An 18,618-nucleotide genomic window follows, 5' to 3' on the forward strand; every position below is an offset into this window, starting at 1 on the left:
AACCACGAGTACAACTTAAGTACGGCAAGCTAAACATAGAACAACTTGCCGCCCGTTACTGCATTATTGCGGTTTAAAACGCATCGGGGCGTTTTTAAACACTTCGTAGACCGCCTGCGAAGGCGGCTTCGGAATCCGTGCCTGTTTTGCGGCAGCAATCGCAGCCTGACAGAGCGCGGGGTCGCCACCCTCTGACTTAACATCAATTAACAAGCCATCTGGCGCAAGTTTAATCCGCAAATCACAGGTTTTTCCGCGATACAGATCTGCATCGTAGAATCTGCTCTGAATCGCACTGACCACCTGCCCCATGTAGGAGTTGATTTCCGCGCCTGATGCGCCCGCTTTCTTCTGGTTTCCCTGCCCTGCTGCGGCGCCAGAGGTGCCGCTTTTCGGTGCATTTTTGCCGGACGCGAGTCCACCCAGTAAATCATCGACATCGCTGTCGTTAGCAGCATCAGCAGCGGCTTTCGCTTTCGCATCCGCTTTGGCCTTAGCAGCGGCATCGGCTTTCGCTTTGGCAGCCGCATCGGCTTTGGCTTTTGCTGCGGCATCCGCTTTCGCTTTAGCCGCTGCTTCCGCCTTCTCTTTGGCCGCTTCTTTCGCGGCCTCTTTCGCGGCTTCTGCTTTCGCTTTTGCGGCTTCTGCTGCTTTCTCTTTCGCTGCCTCTGCGGCCTTTTCTTTCGCTTCTGCGGCTTTCTCTTTCGCCTCTTCAGCAGCTTTGGCTTTCGCCTCGGCGGCCGCTTTCACTTTGGCCTCCGCTGCGGCTTTCGCATCTGCTTCAGATTTGGCCTTCGCTTCTGCTACGGCTTTCTCTTTTGCCGCAGCCGCTGCAGCGGCTTTCGCCTGCTGGTCAGCCTGCTTCTTTGCTTCGGCGGCGGCCTGTTTCGCCTGTTCAGCTGCGGCTTTCGCCTGGGCATCGGCCTGAGCTTTTGCATCTGCTTTGGCTTTTGCTGCCGCTGCTTCTGCCGTTTTCTGTTGTTCCTGAGCCTGCTTAGCAGCCTCTTCGGCGGCTTTCTGCTGCTCAGCCTGCTGTTTAGCCTCTTCTTTTGCCGTTTCCTGCGCGGCTAAACGCTCTTTTTCCAGCGCTTTCAGACGCTGCTGTTCAGCGGCCTGTTTCTGTTGCAGCTCTTCAGCCTGCTGCTGCGCCTGCTTTTTACGCTGCTGCTCAGCCCGCTGGCTGTCACTCTGCTGATTCTGCTGACGGTTGTATTGACTCACCACGGCACCGGGATCGACCATGACTGCATCAATATCGCTGCCGCCGCCACCCGCACTGCTGGGGTCAACATGCTCATTAAACGAGCTCCAAATCAGCAGCGCGATCAGCACGATATGCAGAATCACCGAAATGATTATCGCGCGCTTTAACTTCTCGTTTTGCTCGGTTGCCTTCGACACACTCGGTTCCCAAAAAACGGTTCGATTTTAAATCGGCTGCGTCATCAAACCGACAGATTTAACACCCGCCTGATGCAGCAGGTTGAGCGCTTTGATAATTTCATCGTAAGGCACCTCTTTCGCGCCCCCGATTAAAAAGACCGTCTTAGGATTCGCTTCCAGTCGACGCTGCGCTTCGCTGATCACCTGCTCAGGGGGAAGTTGATCCATACGGTCGTGATCCACGACCAGGCTGTACTGCCCCACGCCCGCCACTTCGACAATCACCGGCGGATTATCATCGCTGGAAACCGTTTTAGAGTCGGTCGCATCTGGCAAATCCACTTCCACGCTCTGGGTAATAATGGGTGCCGTCGCCATGAAGATCAGCAGCAGCACCAACAGGACGTCCAGTAGCGGAACGATGTTGATTTCCGACTTCAGGTCGCGGCTTTTGCGACCACGTACTCTGGCCATCATTAACCTCTATTTACTTAGCGCTATCGCTGGAGAAAGCCTGGCGATGCAGGATGGCAGTGAACTCTTCCATAAAGTTGTCGTAGCCCTGCTCCAGTTTGTTCACGCGCTGGTTCAGACGGTTGTACGCCATTACCGCCGGAATCGCGGCAAACAGACCGATAGCGGTCGCAATCAATGCTTCAGCGATACCCGGCGCGACCATCTGCAGCGTCGCCTGCTTCACCGCGCCCAGCGCGATAAAAGCGTGCATAATGCCCCAGACGGTGCCGAACAGCCCGATGTAGGGACTGATAGAGCCGACCGTTCCCAGGAACGGAATGTGGTTTTCCAGCGCTTCCAGCTCGCGGTTCATTGAGATGCGCATAGCACGACTCGCCCCGTCGATGACCGCTTCGGGCGCATGATTATTGGCGCGATGCAGGCGGGCAAACTCTTTGAAGCCGGAATAGAAAATCTGCTCCGATCCGCCCAGTTCTTCCCGGCGTTCCTGGCTCTCCTGGTACAGGCGAGAGAGTTCGATGCCGGACCAGAATTTGTCTTCAAACGCCTCCGCTTCTCTTCCCGCCGCATTCAGAATACGTGTGCGCTGAATAATGATGGCCCAGGAGGCAATAGAAAAGCCGATCAAAATCAACATGATAAGTTTGACCAGAAGGCTCGCCTTCAGGAACAAATCAAGAATGTTCATGTCAGTCACTGCTTGAACTCCGCGACAATAGACTTGGGAAGCGCAATCGGCTTCATCAGATGTGGGTTAATGCAGGCAATCAGGACTTCTGCCTCATTGAGCACTTTGCCTTCAGTATTCACGATACGCTGCGTGAACGTCATGGTAGCCCGTGTCATTGATGTAACCTCACTCTGGATCTCCAGAAGGTCATCAAGACGCGCCGCCGCCAGATAGTCCACCGATATGCGCCGTACCACAAAAGCGATCTGCTGTTCTAACAGCGTCTGCTGATTAAAATGATGCTGTCGCAACATTTCGGTACGTGCTCGTTCATAAAAAGCGATATAGCTGGCGTGATAAACCACACCACCGGCATCAGTATCTTCGTAGTAGACCCGAACCGGCCAGCGAAACAGCGTTGTACTCACTCTACATCCCGGCCTCGTTTTAAACGTTGCTACTATACGCAAGAGAATTGGGGTTGGGAATGGGTCGCCAGAGCCAGGCGAAAATAATTATCGCTCCGTAACAAACGGAACGATTTCAGAGAGATTTATTGACCAGACGCTGACAAATGTTCACTGACAGCGCCGGTGAGGCGGGGAGTTAAAGGTAAAAACGGTAAAGCGCAATAAATAACACCAGCACGGCCGGTAACGGCGTAAACAGCGCCTGCCATCGGGTTTTCTGTGGCCGGAAACCCACACCGTGGATCACCCCGCAACAGACCGCCCAGATCAGCACCAGCCCCTGCAGAGCAGGTAACTGGCCCGCCTGATTGGCAAAACGGGTCGGATCCCACATCACGCCTCCCGCCGTCAGCAGCGCCAGCAGCAGGGAAAGGGCCCGCAGAGGGCCCTTATCCATCAGATCATACAGCATCCGAATGCGCGTACGCATCAGTGAGGCTCATCCTGCGCTTCAACGTGTTCAATCGCCAGCGCCGTCACGATACCAAAGGCACAGGCCAGCAACGTGCCGAGAATCCAGGCAAAATACCACATGCGACGTCTCCTTATATTAATAGAATGAGTGACTGTTGCTTTCAATCTGCTCTTTGGTGATGCGACCAAACATCTTCCAGTAACACCAGGTGGTGTAAATCAGAATGAGCGGCACGAAAATAGCGGCGGCAACGGTCATGGTTTGCAGTGTCAGCAGGCTGGATGTTGCGTCCCACATCGTCAGGCTGGTCCCCGGCACGGTGCTGGATGGCATGATGAACGGAAACATCGCAATACCGGCAGTCATGATGACGCAGGCCAGCGTCAGCGAGGAGAACAGGAACGCCCAGGCACCCTTCTCAACCCGTGAGCAGAGTATGGTCATCAGCGGCAGCACGACCCCCAGCAGCGGGAACAGCCACAGCACAGGATGGGTCTGGAAATTAACCATCCAGGCACCCGCTTCGCGCACCACGGTTTTACCCAGTGGGTTAGAGGCGGCGAAGTGATCCATCGCGCTGGTCACCACATAGCCATCAATGCCGTATTTCACCCAGACGCCCGCCAGAATGAAGCAGACCATCATCACCAGCGCGGCAAGTTGTGCAGCGGTACGCGACCGCAGATGCAATTCGCCGGTTGTGCGCATCTGCAGGTAGGTTGCGCCCTGCGCCAGAATCATCGCCACACTGACCACACCCGCCAGCAGTCCAAACGGATTCAGCAGCTGGAAGAAGTTGCCGGTATAGAACAGGCGCAGATACTCATCGGCATGGAACGGCACGCCCTGTAACAGGTTGCCAAATGCCACGCCGATCACCAGCGGCGGCACGAAGCTGCCAATGAAAATGCCCCAGTCCCAGGCACCGCGCCAGCGGTTGTCTTCAATCTTCGAGCGATAATCAAAGCCGACCGGACGGAAGAACAGTGACGCGAGCACCAGAATCATCGCCACGTAGAAGCCAGAGAAGGCCGCCGCGTAGACCATCGGCCAGGCCGCAAACAGTGCGCCACCGGCGGTGATCAGCCAGACCTGGTTACCGTCCCAGTGCGGAGCAATACTGTTAATCATGATGCGACGTTCAGTATCGGTGCGGCCCAGAATACGCGTCAGCATCCCGACGCCCATATCAAAGCCATCGGCAACGGCAAAGCCAATCAGCAGCACGCCAATCAGCAGCCACCAGACAAAGCGCAGAACTTCATAATCAAACATGGTCGCTCTCCTTATCCCTGAACCGGCTGAGTGGTTGCCGTGATTTGCTCATGATGATAACGCCCGGTTTTCAGGCTGCTCGGCCCAAGGCGGGCGAATTTGAACATCAGGTACATCTCTGCCACCAGGAACAGCGTGTAGAGTCCGCAGATCAGGATCATGGAGAACAGCAGATCGCCAACAGTCAGGGAGGAGTTGGCCACCGCCGTCGGCAGAATCTCACCGATAGCCCAGGGCTGACGACCATACTCGGCGACGAACCAGCCTGACTCGACAGCAATCCAGGGTAAGGGAATACCAAACAGCGCTGCTTTCAGTAACCAGCGGTTTTTACCCACGCGATTGCGTATTACGCTCCAGAAGGAGAGCGTGATAATACCCAGCAGCAGCACGCCACACAGCACCATGATGCGGAAGGCAAAATAAAGCGGAGCGACACGCGGAATAGAGTCCTGAGTTGCCTGTTTGATCTGCGCTTCGGTCGCATCCGCGACATTGTCGGTATAGCGCTTCAGCAGCAGACCATAGCCGAGATCCTGCTTGTGGCTGTTGAACGCATCACGAACCGCCGGATCCTGGCTGCCGCTGCGCAGTTCATTCAGCAGGGTGTAAGCTTTCATACCATTGCGGATACGCACTTCATGCTGGACCATCAGATCTTTCAGGCCGGTGACCGGCTTATCAACGGATCGGGTAGCGATCAGCCCCAGCAGCCACGGGATCTGTACGGCGTACCGGTTCTCCTGCGTGGCCTGATCGGGCAGCCCAAAGAGCGTGAATGCGGCCGGTGCTGGCTGGGTTTCCCACTCTGCTTCGATAGCCGCCAGCTTGGTTTTCTGCACGTCACCCATTTCATAGCCTGACTCATCGCCCAGCAAAATCACTGACAGCACCGCTGCCATGCCAAAGCTGGCCGCGATAGCGAACGAGCGTCTGGCAAAAGCAAGATCACGCCCTTTCAGCATGTACCACGCGCTGATGCCCAGAATGAACATCGCGCCGGTGGTGTAACCCGCCGCAACGGTGTGAACAAATTTCACCTGGGCCACCGGGTTCAGCACCAGCTCTGAAAAGCTGACCATCTCCATGCGCATGGTTTCGAAGTTGAATTCAGAGGCGATGGGATTCTGCATCCAGCCGTTAGCGACCAGAATCCACAGCGCAGACATATTCGAGCCCAGCGCCACCAGCCAGGTCACTGCCATGTGCTGCACTTTACCCATCCGATCCCAGCCGAAAAAGAACAGGCCAACAAAGGTGGATTCCAGGAAAAACGCCATCAGACCTTCAATGGCAAGCGGCGCGCCGAAGATATCACCGACGTAGTGAGAGTAATATGACCAGTTCGTTCCGAACTGAAATTCCATGGTCAGGCCGGTGGCGACACCCAGCGCAAAGTTAATACCAAATAACTTCCCCCAGAACTTCGTCATATCTTTATAAATTTGTTTGCCGCTCAGGACATAAACCGTTTCCATGATCGCCAGCAGAAACGCCATACCCAGCGTTAAAGGAACGAACAGAAAATGGTACATCGCCGTTAAGGCAAACTGTAACCGCGACAGCTCGACGATATCTAACATAAGGACTCCTTGCTCCTCGCTTTGTCTCTGTCATGCACGCGATTGGCTCGCACATCATCAGAGTCAGGAACGACTGTTTATTGATTCCAGTATTTGTTACCCGCAGAACAGGTCTGTGAGCTGCCCGAACAGGCGAGTAGCGAATGAAGCAGCTCTGAAAATTGTCAATCAGCGCTTTCATTAACGCGTGCTTTAACAGGAGAAAAGCGGGTGTCATCCCGGGTTGAGCAGACGTTTGAAAATTTGTGTAAAAGGCTGGATTGATGCAGCGCAATTTACGCTCTTAGCGTTGCGCTTTGCCAGCGATATAGTTGGATATAAATCGCGGTTAATTGATCTGGATTAACGCAATAAGTTTCCAGATGGAGTCAGGTGGGTTTCTTGTTAATGAGATGTCATTAATGAAATAAGGTGGGGGAAAATAGTTTACCTTTGCCACTTTTTATTAACGCAATTAACCCGAGTCAGGTTAACTGATCCTGCCTTCTTTGCATTAATAGCCTGCGTTAGGACGGCGAGTAACCGGCATAAAAAAAGCCACCCGAAGGTGGCTTAATGTCAGATGATAACGGCTTATTTTGCCGGTAATACGGCTTTAACCGCGTCACCGATGTCAGCCAGGCTGCGTACGGTCTTCACGCCTGCCGCTTCCAGTGCAGCAAACTTCTCATCTGCTGTACCTTTACCACCGGCAATGATGGCACCCGCATGGCCCATACGCTTGCCTTTCGGCGCGGTGACGCCCGCAATGTAGCCCACAACCGGCTTGGTCACGTGCTCTTTGATGAAGGCTGCGGCTTCTTCTTCTGCGCTACCCCCGATCTCACCGATCATCACGATCGCTTCAGTCTGTGGATCGTCCTGGAACATTTTCAGGATGTCGATGAAGTTTGAGCCTGGGATCGGGTCGCCGCCGATACCCACACAGGTCGACTGGCCGTAACCAATGTCCGTGGTCTGCTTAACCGCTTCATAGGTCAGCGTGCCTGAACGGGAAACGATGCCGACGCGGCCCGGCTGGTGAATGTGGCCCGGCATGATGCCGATTTTACATTCGCCTGGGGTGATCACACCCGGGCAGTTTGGACCAATCATCCGCACGCCTGCTTCATCCAGCTTCACTTTCACGGTCAGCATATCCAGGGTCGGGATGCCTTCGGTGATGGTGATGATCAGTTTGATACCTGCTTCGATCGCTTCCAGGATGCCATCTTTGCAGAAAGGAGCCGGAACGTAGATGACGGTCGCCGTTGCGCCTGTCGCTTCTACAGCTTCGCGCACGGTGTTGAACACCGGCAGGCCGAGATGCGTTGTGCCGCCTTTGCCTGGCGTAACGCCGCCAACCAGCTGAGTACCGTAGGCCAGCGCCTGCTCAGAATGGAAAGTCCCCTGGCCACCGGTGAAACCCTGGCAAATGACTTTGGTGTTTTTGTCGATCAGAATGGACATTATTTACCCTCCGCGGCAGCAACAACACGCTGTGCGGCGTCTGTCAGGCTGGTTGCTGCAATGATGTTCAGACCGCTGTCCGCCAGTTTCTGTGCGCCCAGCTCGGCGTTGTTACCTTCCAGACGTACCACTACTGGCACGTTGACACCCACTTCAGCCACTGCACCGATGATGCCGTCGGCGATCAGGTCACAGCGTACAATACCGCCGAAGATGTTAACGAAAACGGCTTTAACCGCATCGTCAGACAGGATGATTTTGAAGGCTTCCGTCACGCGCTCTTTCGTTGCGCCGCCGCCGACATCAAGGAAGTTGGCTGGCTGACCGCCGTGGTGCTTAACGATGTCCATGGTGCCCATCGCCAGACCTGCGCCGTTCACCATACAACCGATGTTGCCTTCCAGCGCAACATAGTTCAGTTCCCACTGTGTCGCATGTGCTTCACGGGGATCTTCCTGGCTTGGATCGCGCATTTCACGCAGCTCTGGCTGACGGAACAGGGCATTGCCATCGGCACCCAGTTTGCCATCCAGGCAGATCAGATCGCCCTGTTTGGTGATCACCAGCGGGTTGATCTCAACCATCGCCAGATCGCGCTCCAGGAACAGCGTTGCCAGACCCATGAAGATCTTGGTGAACTGGCCAACCAGCTTACCGGTCAGGCCCAGTTTGAATGCCAGCTCGCGGCCCTGATAAGGCTGCGGGCCCGTCAGTGGATCAAGTGCCATTTTGTGAATCAGGTGCGGGGTTTCTTCCGCCACTTTTTCAATTTCCACGCCGCCTTCAGTCGAGGCCATGAAAATAACGCGGCGCGTTGCGCGATCGACCACTGCGCCCAGGTAAAGCTCCTGATCGATGTCGGTCGCGGCTTCAACCAGAATCTGGTTGACCGGCTGGCCGTTTGCATCTGTCTGATAGGTCACCAGGCGTTTGCCCAGCCAGTTCTCAGCAAAAGCACGAATCTCTTCTTTGCTGTTAACCACTTTCACACCGCCCGCTTTACCGCGGCCACCGGCATGAACCTGACATTTAACTACCCACGGGCCTGCGCCAATTTTAGAGGCTGCTTCTTCCGCTTCACGTGGTGTAGTACAGGCGTAACCCGTTGGTGCCGGCATGCCATACCGTGCAAACAGTTGTTTCGCCTGGTATTCGTGTAAGTTCATGATGTTCTATCCATTCAGGTCTGAAAAGAGTATTGAGGTTGGGCGCGCGAGGCGCGCCCGGTGAAAATCAGACATCCAGCAGCAGACGCGCCGGATCTTCCAGCATCTCTTTCACTGCAACCAGATAACCAACTGATTCACGGCCATCGATCAGACGGTGGTCGTAGGAGAGCGCCAGGTACATCATTGGCAGCACCACAACCTGACCATTGACCGCCATCGGGCGATCTTTGATAGCGTGCATGCCCAGGATGGCGCTCTGCGGTGGGTTGATGATCGGGGTAGACATCAGGGAACCAAAGACGCCACCGTTGGTGATGGTAAAGTTACCGCCGGTCAGATCGTCAACGGTCAGCTTGCCGTCACGGCCTTTCACTGCCAGCTCTTTGATTTTCTTCTCGATGTCCGCCATGCTGAGCGCATCAACGTCACGCAGAACCGGCGTTACCAGACCGCGCGGCGTGGAAACAGCGATGCTGACGTCAAAGTAGTTGTGGTAAACCACATCTTCGCCATCGATGGACGCATTCACTTCCGGATAGCGTTTCAGCGCTTCAACAACCGCTTTGATGTAGAAGGACATGAAGCCCAGACGCACACCGTGACGCTTCTCGAATGCCTCACCATACTGCTTGCGCAGATCCATGATCGGCTTCATGTTGATTTCGTTGAAGGTGGTCAGCATAGCGGTGCTGTTTTTCGCTTCCAGCAGACGCTCGGCAACACGCTTACGCAGACGGGTCATCGGCACGCGTTTTTCGCTGCGATTCGCCACGGGCTGCTGTACGGCAGCCGTTTCAGCAGCTGGCGCGGCGGCTTTGGCAGCCTGCGGCTTGCTGGCCAGATGTTTTTCAACATCTTCACGGGTCAGACGTCCGCCCACACCGCTGCCTTTGATCTGCGAGGCATCCAGATTGTGCTCGGCAATCAGACGGCGGATAGCCGGGCTGAGCGCATCGTTGCTCTCTTCTTCCAGTGACGCAGTCTGACGCTGAGCCGGGGTAGACTCTTTGCTTTCAGCCTTCGCGCTGGTCTCTTTACCGGCGCTGTTGCCCTCTTTCAGACGACCCAGGATCTGGCGTGAAGTGACGGTTGCGCCCTCTTCTTCCAGAACCGCTTCCAGGATACCGTCAGCCGAGGCTGGCACTTCCAGCACCACTTTGTCGGTTTCGATTTCGACCAGCACTTCATCGCGAGTCACTGCATCGCCTGGTTTTTTGTGCCAGGTTGCCACAGAGGCATCGGCAACCGATTCAGGCAGGTCGGGAACGAGAATATCTACGCTACTCATTATCTTTCCTTTTAATTAATTAACGTTCAGCGCGTCATTAACCAGGTCTTGCTGCTGTTGTTGGTGTACGGACATGTAACCCACGGCCGGTGAGGCAGATGCCGGGCGACCTGCATAACGTAAGGTCGCGCCAAACGGCACAACTTCACGGAAATGATGCTGGCTGCAATACCAGGCGCCCTGATTCAGCGGCTCTTCCTGACACCAGACAAAATCCTGCACGTGAGAATACGCTTTTAATGCTTCCTGTACCGCGTGATGCGGGAACGGATAGAGCTGCTCGATACGGACAATAGCCACATCGGTCTGCTCATTTTTACGACGCTGCTCAAGCAGGTCGTAATAGACTTTACCGGAGCACAGCACGACGCGTTTCACGCCCTGCGGATCCAGATCATCAATCTCGCCAATTGCTGGCTGGAAGCTGCCGTTAGCCAGTTCATCCAGCGTGGAGATCGCCAGCGGATGACGCAGCAGCGATTTCGGCGACATCACAATCAGCGGACGGCGCATACCGCGCAATGCCTGACGACGCAGCATGTGGTAAACCTGCGCAGGCGTAGACGGCACGCAGACCTGCATGTTCTGCTCAGCGCAGAGTTGCAGATAACGCTCCAGACGCGCAGAGGAGTGCTCTGGCCCCTGACCTTCGTAGCCGTGCGGCAGCAGCATCACCAGGCCACACATCCGGCCCCACTTCTGCTCACCGGAGCTGATGAACTGGTCGATAACAACCTGAGCACCGTTGGCGAAGTCACCAAACTGCGCTTCCCAGATGGTCAGGATGCGCGGCTCTGCAGTGGCATAGCCATATTCAAAGGCCAGTACCGCTTCTTCAGACAGCACGGAGTCCCACACTTTGAACTGGCCCTGGCCGCTGTGGACATGGTGCAGAGGGGTGTAAGTTGAGCCGTTCGCCTGGTTATGAATAACCGCGTGACGGTGGAAGAAGGTTCCGCGACCGGTATCTTCGCCCGACAGACGCACAGGAATGCCTTCATCAACCAGCGTGGCGTACGCCAGATTTTCCGCGCCGCCCCAGTCAAAGGCTTTTTCGCCTTCAGCCATCAGACGACGGTCATTGTAGATTTTGGCAACACGCGACTGCACCTCAACCTCTTCAGGCACCTGGCTGATACGCAGCGCCAGTTCCTTCAGACGTTTCATGTCGACCTGAGCCGGGTATGGCTCATCCCACTCATGATTCAGGTAAGGTGACCAGGTAAAGGAGTGCAGACTCATCGGACGCCATTCCGGCACTACGCACTCGCCCGCATCCAGCGCGTCACGGTAAAGATTGACCATTTCGGTCGCATCTTCCTGCGTGGCAACGGCTTCCCCTTCCAGACGGTCGGCGTAGATTTTGCGTGGGGTCGGGTGTTTTTTGATTTTCTGGTACATCAGCGGCTGGGTCGCACTTGGCTCATCCGCCTCGTTGTGACCATGACGGCGATAGCAGACCAAATCGATAAACACATCACGCTTAAAGGTGTTGCGATAGTCGAGCGCCAGACGGGTCACGAAGGCGACCGCTTCCGGATCGTCAGCATTGACGTGGAAAATCGGTGCCAGCACCATTTTACCGATATCGGTGCAGTAAGGGGTTGAACGCGCATCTTTCGGGTTGGAAGTTGTAAAACCAACCTGGTTGTTGATGACGATGCGAACGGTACCGCCCACTTCATAACCGCGTGCCTGTGACATGTTCAGGGTTTCCTGAACCACGCCCTGACCAATCACCGCCGCGTCACCATGAATGGTGATCGGCAGAACTTTGTTGCTGGCTGGCTCATCCAGACGATCCAGACGGGCGCGTACAGAACCCATGACCACCGGGCTGACGATCTCCAGGTGTGACGGGTTAAACGCCAGCGCCAGGTGAACCAGGCCGCCTTCGGTTTCCACGTCAGACGAGAAGCCCATGTGGTACTTCACGTCACCGGTGCCAAGATGCTCTTTATGCTTACCGGCGAACTCGTCGAACAGATCCTGTGGCTTTTTACCCAATACGTTGATCAGCACGTTGAGACGACCACGGTGCGCCATACCCAGCACAACTTCACGGGTACCGCTCTTACCGGCGTGACGAATCATTTCGCGCAGCATCGGGACCAGCGCATCGCCGCCTTCCAGCGAGAAGCGTTTCGCACCCGGGAATTTCGCGCCCAGATATTTTTCCAGCCCTTCTGCAGCGGTCAGCTCTTTCAGGAAACCTTTTTTCTCGTCGTTGCTGAACGCTGCACGGCCTGCCACAGACTCAAGGCGCTGCTGAATCCAGCGTTTCTCATCCGTGTTATTGATGTGCATATATTCCGCACCGATTGAGCCGCAGTAAGTCTGCGTCAGCGCGTCGAAGAGATCGGCCAGCTTCATGGTCTCTTTGCCGATGGCAAAGGAGCCTACGTTAAAGCTTTCCTGAAAATCGGCCTCGGTCAGGTCATGAAAAGCGGGATCAAGATCGGCGACCCGATCCTGTTTCCACAGGCCGAGCGGATCGAGATTCGCATGCTGATGACCGCGAAAACGAAACGCGTTTATCAGCTGCAGCACTTTCACTTGCTTAGAGTTGGTTTCCGGATCGGAGAGAGATGAGGTGTAACGAGATGCGTCTTTCGCCAGGCGACGGAAGTACTCACGTGTGGTGGAGTGAAACTGCTCAGGTTTCATTCCGGTGCCCGGTAACTGTTGGAACATCGAGCGCCACACTGCATCGACAGAGTCAGGATCGGTCAGGAAATCCTCATAGAGCTGCTCTATGTAAGACTGATTCGCGCCGGCCAGCCAGGAAGAGTCCAGCCAGGGCTTCATCGCGCTGTTCTGCATTGTGATCCCTTAAGCATTGCTATGCTTTTTTGAGGTTTCATTTGTTGCCGCTTTCGCGGTTTGCCGTAGTGAGTTCAGCGATACGAGCACTTTGCGCAGCGCGCGTGGCCCGTAAGGGAACCTTTGTAAACGTGGTCATCACCGCGCTTACAGAGGCTTCCGTTAAAACACCGGGAACCTGAGGTTCCCGGCAGAGACTGCTTAAGCGCCGCGCTGCAGCAGCATCGACTTGATATGGCCGATGGCGCGCGTCGGGTTCAGCCCTTTAGGACATACGCTCACACAGTTCATGATGCTATGGCAGCGGAATACACTGAAAGCATCATTCAGATTGTCGAGACGCGACGCAGTTTCGGTGTCGCGGCTGTCAATCAGGAAACGGTAGGCAGCCAGCAGGCCAGCAGGACCGATGAACTTCTCAGGGTTCCACCAGAATGATGGGCATGAGGTTGAGCAGCAGGCACAGAGAATACACTCATAAAGCCCATCCAGGTGCTCGCGTTCATCCGGTGACTGCAGATGCTCACGTGCTGGCGGATTTTCCCCATTATTCAACAGGAAAGGCTTAATTTTCTCATACTGCGCATAAAACTGGCTCATGTCTACGACCAGGTCACGCACAACCGGTAAACCTGGCAATGGACGGATAACAATTTTCTGTTTTCCGTTGCCCAGGGCCGATACCGGCGTAATGCAGGCCAGGCCGTTTTTACCGTTCATGTTCAGGCCATCAGAACCGCAGACGCCTTCACGACAGGAGCGACGAAACGCCAGCGTCGGATCTTTCTCTTTCAGGCGAATCAGCGCGTCCAGCAGCATCATGTCGCGACCATCTTCCGATTCCAGGGTGTAATCCTGCATGCGCGGTTTGTCGTCGACGTCTGGATTGTAGCGATAAATTGAAAACTCGAGTCTCATCATCGTCTCCGGAATTAGTAGGTGCGCACTTTCGGCGGGAAGGCCGCGCGCAGTTTCGGCTGCATGTTCACCTCACGGCGGGTCATGCTTTCGGTTTCCGGGACATAAAGACTGTGGCACAGCCAGTTTTCATCATCACGATCCGGGAAGTCGAAGCGACTGTGCGCACCGCGGCTCTCGGTGCGATAGTTAGCCGCTACCGCCGTGGCAAAGGCCGTCTCCATCAGGTTATCCAGTTCCAGACACTCAATACGCTGGGTGTTGAAATCCGGTGAGCGGTCATCCAGACGCGCTGATTTCAGGCGCTGGCGAATCTCTTTCAGCTCTTCCAGACCCTGCGCCATTGCATCGCCTTCGCGGAATACAGAGAAGTTGTTCTGCATGCAGCGTTGCAGTGCTTTGCGAATCTCAACCGGGTCTTCACCGGTGGTGTTGTTTTCCCAGCGGTTGAAGCGCGCCATCGCCACAGCGATCTCATCTTCGGTGGCATCACGCAGGTCGCCCTGCTCCTGAATGCTCTCCAGCAGATGCAGACCTGCTGCGCGGCCAAAGACCACCAGGTCAAGCAGTGAGTTACCGCCCAGACGGTTAGCACCGTGGACCGATACACAGGCAATTTCGCCGACGGCGAACAGGCCAGGAATCACCACATCTTCACCCTGCTCATTCACACGCAGTGCCTGACCCGTTACTTTGGTCGGAATACCGCCCATCATATAGTGACAGGTCGGGATAACCGGAATAGGTTCTTTGATCGGATCGGCGTGGGCAAAGGTGCGTGACAGTTCAAGGATGCCTGGCAGACGTGACTCAAGCACATCTTTACCCAGGTGATCCAGTTTCAGCTTAATGTGCGGACCCCACGGACCGTCACAGCCGCGACCTTCACGAATTTCGATCATCATCGAGCGCGCAACCACGTCGCGGCCCGCCAGATCTTTAGCGTTCGGCGCGTAACGCTCCATGAAGCGTTCGCCATGTTTGTTCAGCAGATAGCCGCCTTCACCACGGCAGCCTTCGGTAACCAGTACGCCCGCACCGGCGATACCGGTTGGGTGGAACTGCCACATCTCCATATCCTGCACCGGCACGCCCGCACGCAGCGCCATACCGACACCGTCACCGGTGTTGATGTGGGCGTTGGTGGTGGACTGGTAGATACGGCCCGCGCCGCCGGTTGCCAGAATCGTCGCTTTCGCTTTGAAGTAGACGGTTTCACCGGTTTCGATGCAGATAGCGGTACAACCGACCACCGCACCATCGGCGTTTTTCACCAGATCCAGCGCGTACCACTCAGAGAAGATAGTGGTTTTGTTTTTCAGGTTCTGCTGATAAAGGGTGTGCAACAGGGCGTGACCGGTACGGTCAGCAGCCGCTGCTGTACGTGCCGCCTGCTCGCCGCCGAAATTCTTCGACTGACCACCAAACGGACGCTGATAGACACGACCATCATCCAGACGCGAGAACGGCAGGCCCATGTGTTCCAGTTCCAGAATCGCTTCCGGGCCGGTTTTGCACATATATTCAATCGCGTCCTGGTCACCGATGTAGTCGGAACCTTTGACGGTGTCGTACATATGCCATTCCCAGTTATCTTCATGGGTATTACCCAGCGCAACGGTAATACCGCCCTGCGCAGATACGGTGTGGGAACGGGTCGGGAAAACTTTCGACAACAGGGCACAGCTCTGGCCGGCCTGGGAGATTTGCAGTGCGGCCCGCATTCCTGCGCCACCTGCGCCGATCACCACGGCATCAAACTCTCTGATTGGCAAACTCATTTACACACCCCACACCACAACAAATCCATAAATCGCATACCACAACAGTGCCACGACAATCACAAACTGCAACAACAGGCGGGTTGGCAGTGATTTAACGTAGTCGGTTAACACCTGCCACATGCCGATCCAGCCGTGAATCAGGATGGAGAACAGCGTCAGCAGCGTGAACACTTTTGTGAATGCGGAAGCGAAGAAGCCACGCCACAGGTCATAAGTCAGCGTGTCTGTCATCACCACGAAACCGAGGATGTAGACGATGTAGAGCGTAATGAGAATTGCAGTTGCACGCAGCAGCAGCCAGTCCTGAATGCCGTTGCGACCCAACGCGGATGCATTGCTTACCATACGAGGACTCCCGCCAGAATTGCCAGCACGACAGTGATCACAAAAGTCATATGAGCAGAACGCTTACCAACCTGCAGCGTTTCAGCCAGATAACCAAAATCCATCAACATATGACGAATCCCGCTCACCGCGTGATAGGCCAGCGCGGTTAAGATGCCCCACATAATGAACTTCGCGAAGAAGCCATCCATGATGGACGCAGCGTGCTGGAAACCTTCAGGAGAAGAGAGAGAGAGACCGAGCAGCCACAGCAGGATGCCAATGGCAACCAGGGTGATTACGCCGGAGACGCGGTGAAGAATGGACGATATTGCAGTAACGGGAAACCGGATCGTCGAGAGATCCAAGTTGACAGGTCTTTGTTTTTTCACGGTTTTGCCCACACAGCTCTTTTTTATTTTGCTTCCTCCGGACCTGAGGCGGAGTCTAATCACAACGCGTGGCAGACTTTAACCGTCACCAAAAAAGCAACATCCAGTGTTAATTGACGCGGTAGTAAACGCTGGGTGGCTCCTGGTGTCAGGGTGTTCCGGAGACCTGCCTGGAGTATAGGAGGATCACATTCTGATTACAATTCCCCTACAAACTCTTTGGTATATTTTAGGTGGAACAGTGATCATACTCACGATTTTCACAATTGATACAATTTTAATTATCTGATTTGACAATAGTTCAACAATTCAGTTACAAACTAAGCCTGTAAATTCCTATGATGCACAAAAGTTATGGGGATACACTTTCCCCTAAGCGCAAGTTATGTAACATTGCGAAGATGAGCTTTAAAAAGCATCAGGTTATTGGTTACCAAGAAGTTATGTCCTGACCGGATCTTTAACAACCGCGATATGCAGCATGTCCATGGCTCACCGGTTCCCGCTGGGAACGCGCCGCTCACTCTGTACCCTGCACCCGCTTTATTCCCGCAGAGTGATACCGTGTAGTTTTGCCAACCGCAACATGAACGCGTTTCAGGTGTCTAAAGATCCTTACCTACATAAGGCGCTATGGAGACGAAAATGACAGATAAAAAAGTAACGCTAACCCTGCAAGATGGAACATCTGTTGAACTGGACGTGCTGAAAGGTACGCTGGGCCAGGATGTGGTTGATGTCCGTGCTCTGGGTTCAACTGGCCTGTTCACCTTCGATCCCGGTTTTACGTCTACTGCGTCCTGCGAATCTGCAATCACCTTCATCGATGGTGATGAAGGTATTCTGCTGCACCGTGGTTTCCCGATTTCCCAGCTGGCGACCCACTCTAATTATCTGGAAGTCTGTTACATCCTGCTGAACGGCGAAGCGCCAGATCAGAAGCAGTTTGATGAGTTCCGTACCACCGTTACCCGCCACACCATGATTCATGAGCAGATTACCCGCCTGTTCCACGGCTTCCGTCGTGATTCGCATCCGATGGCGGTAATGTGCGGTGTTACTGGCGCACTGGCTGCGTTTTACCACGATTCACTGGATGTAAACATTGAGCGTCACCGCGAAATCGCGGCATTCCGTCTGCTCTCTAAAATGCCGACGATGGCAGCGATGTGTTACAAATATTCCATCGGTCAGCCGTTTGTTTATCCACGCAACGACCTTTCCTATGCCGGTAACTTCCTGCACATGATGTTTGCCACACCGTGTGAAGAGTACAAAGTGAACCCGATTCTGGAACGCGCCATGGACCGCATCCTGATCCTTCATGCTGACCATGAGCAGAACGCCTCTACCTCTACCGTTCGTACCGCAGGCTCAAGCGGCGCGAACCCGTTTGCCTGTATCGCCGCCGGGATCGCCTCCCTGTGGGGACCGGCGCACGGCGGTGCTAACGAAGCGACTCTGCGTATGCTGGAAGAGATCAGCACCGTTGAACACATTCCGGAATTTGTTAAACGCGCCAAAGACAAGAATGACTCCTTCCGTCTGATGGGCTTTGGTCACCGTGTTTACAAAAACTACGATCCCCGTGCGACCGTGATGCGCGACACCTGCCATGAAGTACTGAATGAGCTGGGTATGAAGGATGACCTGCTGGAAGTGGCCATGGAGCTGGAACACATTGCGCTGAACGACCCGTACTTCATTGAGCGTAAACTCTATCCAAACGTGGACTTCTACTCCGGTATCATTCTGAAAGCGATGGGGATTCCCTCCTCCATGTTTACGGTTATTTTCGCGATGGCCCGTACCGTTGGCTGGATTGCACACTGGAAAGAGATGCACGACGAAGGCATGAAGATCGCCCGTCCGCGCCAGCTCTACACCGGTTATACCGAGCGCGAGTTCAGCTCACAGCTGAAGAAGTAAGATTTGATGGATAGCGGAGAGGGATTTCCGCTCAGCCAGTTGATAAGCCTGCATACGGGTGAATCTGGCCGCAACGAATAAGTTCAACGCGCAGGAAACACGGTCAGAAGAGGAAAGCGTCCCGCGCCAGGGAAAAAAACGCCGGAAGCGTTTTTGAACAACGCAACGCGTTGGCCCGGCAACGGCGCACCTCAGGGAAGAGGTGCGTAATCGCGCGGGCCGGGCATGTCATGGACTGGCCTTAGCGTCTTTCCGATCTGACCGTGTTT

At 54.9% G+C, this 18,618-nt stretch carries 17 protein-coding genes; 1 reads left to right on the forward strand and 16 read right to left on the reverse strand.

Annotation, left to right across the window (positions count from 1 at the left end; genetic code table 11):
- Positions 1 to 63: 63 nt before the first annotated feature.
- The 16 genes from tolA to sdhC form a co-directional block, all read right to left on the reverse strand.
- On the reverse strand, positions 64 to 1,401 hold the full coding sequence (gene tolA, locus N5J69_RS08720) for a cell envelope integrity protein TolA (RefSeq protein WP_279769626.1): 1,338 nt from the start codon (positions 1,399 to 1,401) through the stop codon (positions 64 to 66).
- Between the two features lie 27 nt (positions 1,402 to 1,428).
- Positions 1,429 to 1,857, reverse strand: a complete 429-nt coding sequence (tolR, locus tag N5J69_RS08725) for a colicin uptake protein TolR (RefSeq protein ID WP_013357153.1) — start codon at positions 1,855 to 1,857, stop codon at positions 1,429 to 1,431.
- A gap of 13 nt (positions 1,858 to 1,870) precedes the next feature.
- A complete protein-coding gene (tolQ, locus tag N5J69_RS08730) occupies positions 1,871 to 2,557 on the reverse strand; it encodes a Tol-Pal system protein TolQ (protein WP_003853142.1) in 687 nt (228 codons plus the stop codon).
- A complete protein-coding gene (ybgC, locus tag N5J69_RS08735; RefSeq protein ID WP_010260759.1) occupies positions 2,554 to 2,958 on the reverse strand; it encodes a tol-pal system-associated acyl-CoA thioesterase in 405 nt (134 codons plus the stop codon). The genes tolQ and ybgC overlap by 4 nt, the downstream gene beginning before the upstream one ends.
- Positions 2,959 to 3,136: 178 nt before the next feature.
- Positions 3,137 to 3,430, reverse strand: coding sequence for a cyd operon protein YbgE (ybgE, locus tag N5J69_RS08740; protein ID WP_279769630.1), 294 nt, complete (start codon positions 3,428 to 3,430; stop codon positions 3,137 to 3,139).
- A complete protein-coding gene (cydX, locus tag N5J69_RS08745) occupies positions 3,430 to 3,534 on the reverse strand; it encodes a cytochrome bd-I oxidase subunit CydX (protein WP_072040350.1) in 105 nt (34 codons plus the stop codon). The genes ybgE and cydX overlap by 1 nt, the downstream gene beginning before the upstream one ends.
- Before the next feature lie 16 nt (positions 3,535 to 3,550).
- Positions 3,551 to 4,690 carry a cytochrome d ubiquinol oxidase subunit II gene (gene cydB / locus N5J69_RS08750; protein ID WP_279769632.1) on the reverse strand — a complete coding sequence of 380 codons (1,140 nt, stop codon included), beginning with the start codon at positions 4,688 to 4,690 and terminating at the stop codon, positions 3,551 to 3,553.
- An 11-nt stretch (positions 4,691 to 4,701) separates the two neighbouring features.
- Positions 4,702 to 6,273 (reverse strand): cytochrome ubiquinol oxidase subunit I, encoded by a 1,572-nt coding sequence (cydA, locus tag N5J69_RS08755; protein WP_279769634.1) that lies wholly within the window; start codon positions 6,271 to 6,273, stop codon positions 4,702 to 4,704.
- A gap of 573 nt (positions 6,274 to 6,846) precedes the next feature.
- Positions 6,847 to 7,722: a succinate--CoA ligase subunit alpha gene (gene sucD, locus N5J69_RS08760; protein ID WP_013357147.1), complete on the reverse strand. Its 876-nt coding sequence runs from the start codon at positions 7,720 to 7,722 to the stop codon at positions 6,847 to 6,849.
- Entirely contained in the window at positions 7,722 to 8,888 is a 1,167-nt protein-coding gene (gene sucC, locus N5J69_RS08765; RefSeq protein ID WP_003853151.1) for an ADP-forming succinate--CoA ligase subunit beta, read from the reverse strand. The genes sucD and sucC overlap by 1 nt, the downstream gene beginning before the upstream one ends.
- 67 nt (positions 8,889 to 8,955) lie before the next feature.
- Complete coding sequence (odhB, locus tag N5J69_RS08770; RefSeq protein WP_279769637.1) at positions 8,956 to 10,179, reverse strand: 2-oxoglutarate dehydrogenase complex dihydrolipoyllysine-residue succinyltransferase; 1,224 nt, start codon at positions 10,177 to 10,179, stop codon at positions 8,956 to 8,958.
- Between the two features lie 15 nt (positions 10,180 to 10,194).
- Positions 10,195 to 13,002 (reverse strand): 2-oxoglutarate dehydrogenase E1 component, encoded by a 2,808-nt coding sequence (gene sucA, locus N5J69_RS08775; protein WP_279769638.1) that lies wholly within the window; start codon positions 13,000 to 13,002, stop codon positions 10,195 to 10,197.
- A 201-nt stretch (positions 13,003 to 13,203) separates the two neighbouring features.
- The gene (locus tag N5J69_RS08780; protein ID WP_279769640.1) at positions 13,204 to 13,920 is read right to left on the reverse strand and encodes a succinate dehydrogenase iron-sulfur subunit; all 717 of its coding nucleotides are present in this window, start codon (positions 13,918 to 13,920) and stop codon (positions 13,204 to 13,206) included.
- A gap of 14 nt (positions 13,921 to 13,934) precedes the next feature.
- Complete coding sequence (gene sdhA / locus N5J69_RS08785; protein WP_279769642.1) at positions 13,935 to 15,701, reverse strand: succinate dehydrogenase flavoprotein subunit; 1,767 nt, start codon at positions 15,699 to 15,701, stop codon at positions 13,935 to 13,937.
- The gene (sdhD, locus tag N5J69_RS08790; protein ID WP_009091417.1) at positions 15,702 to 16,049 is read right to left on the reverse strand and encodes a succinate dehydrogenase membrane anchor subunit; all 348 of its coding nucleotides are present in this window, start codon (positions 16,047 to 16,049) and stop codon (positions 15,702 to 15,704) included.
- Positions 16,043 to 16,432, reverse strand: a complete 390-nt coding sequence (gene sdhC / locus N5J69_RS08795; protein WP_029519433.1) for a succinate dehydrogenase cytochrome b556 subunit — start codon at positions 16,430 to 16,432, stop codon at positions 16,043 to 16,045. Before sdhC ends, sdhD begins: the two co-directional genes overlap by 7 nt.
- A 633-nt stretch (positions 16,433 to 17,065) precedes the next feature.
- On the opposite strand from sdhC, the gene N5J69_RS08800 reads away from it, so the two are divergent.
- Positions 17,066 to 18,349: a citrate synthase gene (locus N5J69_RS08800; RefSeq protein ID WP_279769645.1), complete on the forward strand. Its 1,284-nt coding sequence runs from the start codon at positions 17,066 to 17,068 to the stop codon at positions 18,347 to 18,349.
- The last annotated feature ends 269 nt before the right edge of the window (positions 18,350 to 18,618 follow it).

Origin of the sequence: Pantoea sp. GD03673, assembly GCF_029844725.1 — a bacterium.
Lineage (GTDB): Bacteria > Pseudomonadota > Gammaproteobacteria > Enterobacterales > Enterobacteriaceae > Pantoea.